Source organism: Ruminococcus sp. (assembly GCF_017650195.1).
Lineage (GTDB): Bacteria > Bacillota > Clostridia > Oscillospirales > Ruminococcaceae > Ruminococcus.
Genome location: NZ_JAGCFH010000247.1, coordinates 1 through 6330 on the forward strand (window position 1 = coordinate 1; position 6330 = coordinate 6330).

Below are 6330 nucleotides of genomic sequence, written 5' to 3' on the forward strand. Positions count from 1 at the left end.
GCCTTACCGTTGCAAAAGTGACGGATACCTCCTTCAGTGTTTCCATAATCCCCCATACAGCGTCACAGACCACTCTCGCCACGAAAAAGAAGGGTGACATTGTGAACCTTGAAAACGATATCATAGGCAAGTACGTTGATAAGCTTATGAAGCCTGCAGAAAATACCGAAAAAAGCGGCATAACAATGGAATTTCTTACAAAAAACGGTTTTTAAAGGAGAAATAATATGAATTTTTTAAAAACGGCTGTTCTGATCTCCCTTTTATTTTCAGCGACACTGACAGGCTGTAAAAGCGACAGTGGAGTCAATGCCAATGCCAAATACAACTCGGAAGGTAAGAAAACAGAAACAGGCGACCACAAAGTCGATCCTGACTCTCTCGGCATAGACCTCGATGCAGCAAAAAAGGACTACCAGACAGACCTTTTTACTCAGATGGACTTCGTATTCGATACCGACCAGAGCGTTTCGGAAGTAGGTGTTGAAATAAACACCGGAAATATAACCATAGCCTACTCCGGAGACAACAAGACCGGTCTTTCTCTGGAGTATACCGTTTACGCTGACACAGATGAGGTCTGTCAGGAGGTAAAGAGCCACTTGAATGCAACTGCTGAAACAAACGGCAGCAGGCTTGATCTGAAGCTCATCGAGGACAAGACAGGTGAGAATATCGACAGCTGGCTCAAAAAGAATATCCCTGACTGCCGCGTGGAATGTGATCTTTATATTACTGTCCCGAAATTCGTAAAGAGTTTCAATGCAAAGGAAACTGTGGGAAATATCTCATTCGGTGAACTGAGCGGTAAATTCAGCGCCGATGTGAACGTCGGTAATATATGCTGTAACGGCACCAGATTCACTGAGGCTTCGGAACTGAAATGCATTGTAGGCAATATCGATCTGATGGACTGCACCTACAAGGCTGACACAGATATATCCGCAGATACAGGCAACATCTCATTCGGACTGCCGACAAGCGGTTCCGGTGGTGCAAAGCTCAAAGTCGCTGCCGATACCGGAAACATTATGATAAAGGGAAATGGCAGCTACGATGTCTCAGACGAAAAGAAAAAGGGTACTTCACACAGCATGACCATAAGCGTCGAAGACTGTACCGCGGCTCTGTCCGTTAAAAGCGGCGAAATAACCAAAGAGTAAGGAGTAATTCTATGTTCCGCTACAACACTGTTGATGAAGCCTGCGAGGCTCTACGAAACGGCGAGATTATCCTCGTTACAGATGACGAGGACAGAGAAAACGAAGGCGACATGATATGCGCCGCACAGTTTGCAACAACAGAAAACGTAAACTTCATGGCTGCTCACGCAAAGGGGCTTATATGTATGCCCATGAGCGCCAAGCTTTGCGACAGGCTTCATTTGCCGCAAATGGTGGACTACAACACCGATAACCACTGCACAGCCTTTACGGTATCCATAGATCATGTGAATACCACTACGGGTATTTCTGCAGAGGAAAGAGGCTATACAGCCCGCATGTGCGTATCTCCCAATTCAAAGCCGGAGGACTTCCGGCGACCGGGACATAATTTCCCTCTTACCGCAAAGAAGAACGGTGTTCTCGAACGTGAGGGACATACGGAAGCTACAGTTGATCTCATGCGTATCGCCGGTCTTGAGGAATGCGGTCTATGCTGTGAGATAATGCGTGACGACGGCACCATGATGAGAACTGAAGAGCTCCAGAAAAAAGCCGCAGAATGGGGCATGAAGTTCATAACCATAAAGTCGCTCAAAGAGTACAGGAAGGTACACGATGTACTAGTAGAGTGCGTTGCGAATACAAAGCTCCCCACAAAATACGGTGAGTTCCGTGCTCTCGGATATGTCAACAAGCTCAACGGAGAGCACCACGTTGCTCTTGTGAAGGGCGATATAGGTGACGGACAGGATATACTCTGTCGTGTACACTCAGAGTGTCTTACCGGCGACGCTTTCGGCTCGCTTAAATGCGACTGTGGACAGCAGTTTGCTGCGGCTATGTCTCAGATAGAAAAGGAGGGGCGTGGAATACTCCTCTACATGAGACAGGAGGGACGAGGCATAGGACTTATCAATAAGCTCCGCGCCTACGAATTGCAGGACAAGGGAATGGATACACTTGAAGCGAATCTTGCACTGGGCTTCCCGGGAGATATGCGCGAATACTACATCGGAGCGCAGATACTTCGCGATCTCGGTTGCAAAACACTGAGACTGCTGACCAACAATCCTGATAAGGTATACGGACTCAGCGGCTTCGGACTGGAAATAAAGGAGCGTGTGCCAATACAGGTTGACGCTACCGCCTACGACCTGTTCTATCTTAAGACAAAGCGCGACAAGATGGGACATATTCTTAATTATTGAGGTGTTTATTATGAGTACTTTTTTCACAGTCGTTCTTATCATTCTTTGCACAGCTGCTCTTGTATATGATATATGCTGTTTCATTTCATGGTCAAGAGCAAAGGAAAAGTCGTTCATAAGTAATATCTGGGCGCTCGCTGTTATTCTTATTCTTGCTGCCTGTGGTTTGTTTGTAAAAAACACCGTCCATTCTATTCTACTGATATCACTTGCGGTACTTATTATCCCCTTCGATATCACCTGCCTTTCACCGGAAGGGATCAGGACTGCTATTTTTGCAAACAAGGGCATTTCTCCCGTGAAAAACCTGAGCTATGAATACGGCAAGGGGCTGTTCGGAATAGAAAAGCTCGATCTTTTCATAAACGATAAAAAGTTCGCAAAGGGCTTCAATCTTGGCATAAAGAAGATGAAGACAGTAAAAATGCTTGCAGACTGGTACGGCAAGCACGGCTACGAAAATCCTCTTACAAAATAAAGGAGCTGCATAATGACTGCATCGAGGATAATCTCAATAGTTATACTGTGTTTTGTGAGCACAGTATTCGTTTTCGGCATCATAGGCTATTTTATATTCAGAAGACGCGTAAAAACTAAAAAAACAGCCGTAAAGCTCAAGAGGCAGCTCAAAAAGAATGTTGTATGGTGGAGTTGCTGCTGGGTTGCATGGCTGCTCATCGGTTTCATGTACTGGAATGCTGCAAGAATAGAGCATAATTCTGAAAAGCTCGTAAACTTCAGTCTGATGTTCATTGCTGGAGTGCTTATCACAATACTCCTGCTGCTGGATTTCTTCATAGGCAAATTTGCCTACATAACCTCACAGAGAGTGTATTTCCCTGATAATTTCGGTCTCGCAAGGAATAAAAAGAACGTCATGTACAAGTTCAACGGAAACACTCTACAGCTCTGGTTCAACAACGGCATAATGCCTAAAGAATTCTCAGTTCCGGAAAAGGAAGAGGAGCTCAGGAAGCTGCTCAAGGACAACTACAAACTCAACAAGACAGTATAAATTCACAGAAAGGAAGAATAACAATGAAAACTTATGAAGGAAAACTCGTTTCAAAGGATATAAGAATAGGTATCGTCGTTGCACGTTTCAACGAATTCATCACCTCAAAGCTCCTCGGAGGAGCTGTTGATGTACTCAAGCGTCACGACGTAAGCGAGGGCGCAATTGATATTGCATGGGTACCCGGTGCCTTCGAGATCCCTCTCATAGCTTCAAAAATGGCTAATTCAGGCAAGTATGACGCCGTTATATGCCTAGGTGCTATAATAAGAGGAAGCACCTCCCATTACGACCTTGTCTGCAATGAGGCTGCAAAGGGCATAGCTCAGGTATCACTCCAGACAGGCATACCGGTGATGTTCGGCGTCATCACTACAGAAAATATAGAGCAGGCTATCGAACGTGCAGGTTCAAAGGCTGGAAACAAAGGCAGCGAATGTGCTGAGGGAGCAATTGAGATGATAAATCTCATAAGAGAGATAGAAGCTTGATGCCAAACCTTATTTTCGACTACGACGGCACGATTCACAACTCCATGCTCACATACGCTCCAGCCTTCCGTGGCACTATGAAGTGGCTCTCAGATAACGGATATATCGCCGAAAAGGAATATACTGACGACGAGATAAGCTGTTGGCTGGGCTTCAATTCCACCGATATGTGGAACAGCTTCCACCCCGAGCTTGATCCGGAAATAAGGGAGAAAGCCCGTCTTATGCTGGGAAAGGACATGGCTGAGCGCATCGACCGCGGTGAGGGGGCCCTTTACGACGGAGCTGAGGAAATGCTGTCAGAGCTGAAAAAGCGCGGCTACAAGCTGATATTTCTCAGCAACTGCCGCTTTCACTACCTTGAACGCCATAAACGAGTGTTCAGACTCGAACGCTTTTTCGACTGTTTCTATTGCTGTGAGGCTTATAATTTCATACCCAAGTATGAGATATTCAAAAGGATAGCTCCTGCTCATAGTGGAAGCTTCATAGTCATAGGCGACCGTTTCCATGATATAGAGACCGCCGTAAGAAATGGACTACCGTCCATAGGATGCAGCTACGGCTTCGGCTCCCGTGAGGAGCTGTCCGCTGCGAATATCATAGTTGACAGTATAGCCGATATACCTTACGCGGCTGACAAGCTTTCACAATGAAAGGAAGGGGATGTACATGAGAGCTGTCCGTCTCATAGCTTTTGCAGCAGCTGCTGTTCTTACCGTTACGAGTATCTCATGCTCGGACAACAACAGACCGCCGCGCATATCACGCTACAGGGACAAGATAAAGGAATTCAAGATCGGTCAGACAGGCATCGAAAGCACTGACACCACCGATCAACTTCCTGACCGTATAGATTTGAAAAACGTCGAGGATAATGTACAGAAGCTCCTTGACGATATTATAAAGACTGATAATGAAGAAGCGGTCAAAGCCGATATAGACACACTTTTTGCTATTTACGACCAGATCTACGAAGCCCGTACAAATGCCGAATTCGTGTTTTACCGTAATTATACTGACAAGCATATAGAGGATCTCTACAACGAATACTACCATGACGCCTCTGTTTCTGCCGACCTTATCACATACAGTTTCAGCCGCGGCAATGATAGTGACTATTCATATCTTTTCGATGAGTATTTCTCAGACGACAGCGAGGAACATTCTGTACGTAATCTTTCTGCTGCCCTGGCAGAAGCTGAATCGAGCTTCCTCGAAATAGCAGAAACAAAGAGCGAATACTATAATGTAATAAACGATGTATCCCTTTCTGAAGAAGAGAAGGATCTGCGCTGTGCAAAACTTCTCCTCGAGCTTGTGGAGGACTATACTCCCGAGTCCTTCTACACACAGTACGACAGGGACTATACTGGTGAAGAAATAATAGAGCTTGGCAAGACAATAAACGACAAGATAATCCCAACATATCAGGATATGCTTGACGATTACTTCGACTCAGTATTGTGGTCCGATCTTTTTGATGACGAAGATTCTGAAGAGGACCCCTTCGAGACTGTAAGGCAGTACGCACAGACTCTATCCCCTGAGCTTGACAAATACTCACAGAAGCTCATGGACGAAAAGCTATACTCTATATGCTACAACGACGACGCCTATGAGGGAGCCTTCACCGACGAGCTCCCGACACAGGACAGCGCAATGATATTCATAGGATATATGGACAGCTACAGGAGCAGACTTACCGCTGCAATTCATGAATTCGGACATTTCTACGCCACATTTTTCGACGATACACATGCTCTTATAGCAAAAAACAATCTTGATATCGCTGAGATACAGTCACAGGGCTTTGAACTGCTATTCATGCAGTTCTATGATGATATCTACGGAAGATCATCAGACAGCATGAAGCTGTACAGGATACTCAACATTCTCGATTCCGTGGTATCCGGCTTCCTTGTAGGAGAATTCGAGTACAGCGTGATAAAGGACAAGGACAGCTTAAGCCCGGAGGAAGTAGTGGACAAGTTCAACAGCTACCTTGGCAAGCTTGAAATAGACTATCATCTTTACGAGATACCTCATATATTTGAAAGTCCTGGCTACTACATAAGCTATGCCACATCGGCACTAGCAAGCCTTGACCTCCTTGATGATGTTATGAACGATCCTTCGCGTGCTCTTGAAAAGTATGAAAAAATTGCAAGGATATCAAACAATTCAGGGGAATACAGCTTTCGTGCTGCCCTGAAGGAATGCGGCTTCGACGACGTACTAAATGAAGAATACATAACCTCCCTTGCAGAAAACCTCAGGAAGTATTCTAAGGAGCTCAGCAAATAAAAACTAAAGGGGCTGTAAAAAAACAGCCCACCAAAACAACACAGTTGCCTCTTCAAGAAAAATTTGAAGGGGCAACTGTTTTTTTCATGTTAATTGTTGAAAACTTCTCAAATTCCCCATAAACAGGGTATAACGAACAAGCA

General features: G+C 45.2%; 7 protein-coding genes and 1 pseudogene. All 8 read left to right on the forward strand.

The features are described 5' to 3' along the window. Nucleotides 1-215: pseudogene (locus tag J6U00_RS11140) on the forward strand (riboflavin synthase); the annotation flags it as partial. A gap of 12 nt (nucleotides 216-227) precedes the next feature. Further along, entirely contained in the window at nucleotides 228-1163 is a 936-nt protein-coding gene (locus J6U00_RS11145; protein ID WP_296581882.1) for a hypothetical protein, read from the forward strand. A gap of 11 nt (nucleotides 1164-1174) precedes the next feature. Continuing rightward, the gene (locus J6U00_RS11150; RefSeq protein WP_296581883.1) at nucleotides 1175-2374 is read left to right on the forward strand and encodes a bifunctional 3,4-dihydroxy-2-butanone-4-phosphate synthase/GTP cyclohydrolase II; all 1200 of its coding nucleotides are present in this window, start codon (nucleotides 1175-1177) and stop codon (nucleotides 2372-2374) included. 10 nt (nucleotides 2375-2384) lie between these two features. Next, nucleotides 2385-2852, forward strand: a complete 468-nt coding sequence (locus J6U00_RS11155) for a hypothetical protein (protein WP_296581884.1) — start codon at nucleotides 2385-2387, stop codon at nucleotides 2850-2852. A 12-nt stretch (nucleotides 2853-2864) separates the two neighbouring features. Then, nucleotides 2865-3389, forward strand: a complete 525-nt coding sequence (locus tag J6U00_RS11160) for a hypothetical protein (protein WP_296581886.1) — start codon at nucleotides 2865-2867, stop codon at nucleotides 3387-3389. A gap of 23 nt (nucleotides 3390-3412) precedes the next feature. Further along, complete coding sequence (gene ribE / locus J6U00_RS11165; protein WP_296581887.1) at nucleotides 3413-3880, forward strand: 6,7-dimethyl-8-ribityllumazine synthase; 468 nt, start codon at nucleotides 3413-3415, stop codon at nucleotides 3878-3880. Next, on the forward strand, nucleotides 3880-4536 hold the full coding sequence (locus J6U00_RS11170; RefSeq protein WP_296581888.1) for an HAD family hydrolase: 657 nt from the start codon (nucleotides 3880-3882) through the stop codon (nucleotides 4534-4536). The genes ribE and J6U00_RS11170 overlap by 1 nt, the downstream gene beginning before the upstream one ends. Before the next feature lie 16 nt (nucleotides 4537-4552). Next, complete coding sequence (locus tag J6U00_RS11175; RefSeq protein ID WP_296581889.1) at nucleotides 4553-6187, forward strand: hypothetical protein; 1635 nt, start codon at nucleotides 4553-4555, stop codon at nucleotides 6185-6187. The last annotated feature ends 143 nt before the right edge of the window (nucleotides 6188-6330 follow it).

Bases quoted from the DNA above. Each gene is read 5' to 3' on its own strand.
- J6U00_RS11145 (WP_296581882.1), top strand. From the start codon at position 228: ATGAATTTTTTAAAAACGGCTGTTCTGATCTCCCTTTTATTTTCAGCG.
- J6U00_RS11150 (WP_296581883.1), top strand. From the start codon at position 1,175: ATGTTCCGCTACAACACTGTTGATGAAGCCTGCGAGGCTCTACGAAAC.
- J6U00_RS11155 (WP_296581884.1), top strand. From the start codon at position 2,385: ATGAGTACTTTTTTCACAGTCGTTCTTATCATTCTTTGCACAGCTGCT.
- J6U00_RS11160 (WP_296581886.1), top strand. From the start codon at position 2,865: ATGACTGCATCGAGGATAATCTCAATAGTTATACTGTGTTTTGTGAGC.
- ribE (WP_296581887.1), top strand. From the start codon at position 3,413: ATGAAAACTTATGAAGGAAAACTCGTTTCAAAGGATATAAGAATAGGT.
- J6U00_RS11170 (WP_296581888.1), top strand. From the start codon at position 3,880: ATGCCAAACCTTATTTTCGACTACGACGGCACGATTCACAACTCCATG.
- J6U00_RS11175 (WP_296581889.1), top strand. From the start codon at position 4,553: ATGAGAGCTGTCCGTCTCATAGCTTTTGCAGCAGCTGCTGTTCTTACC.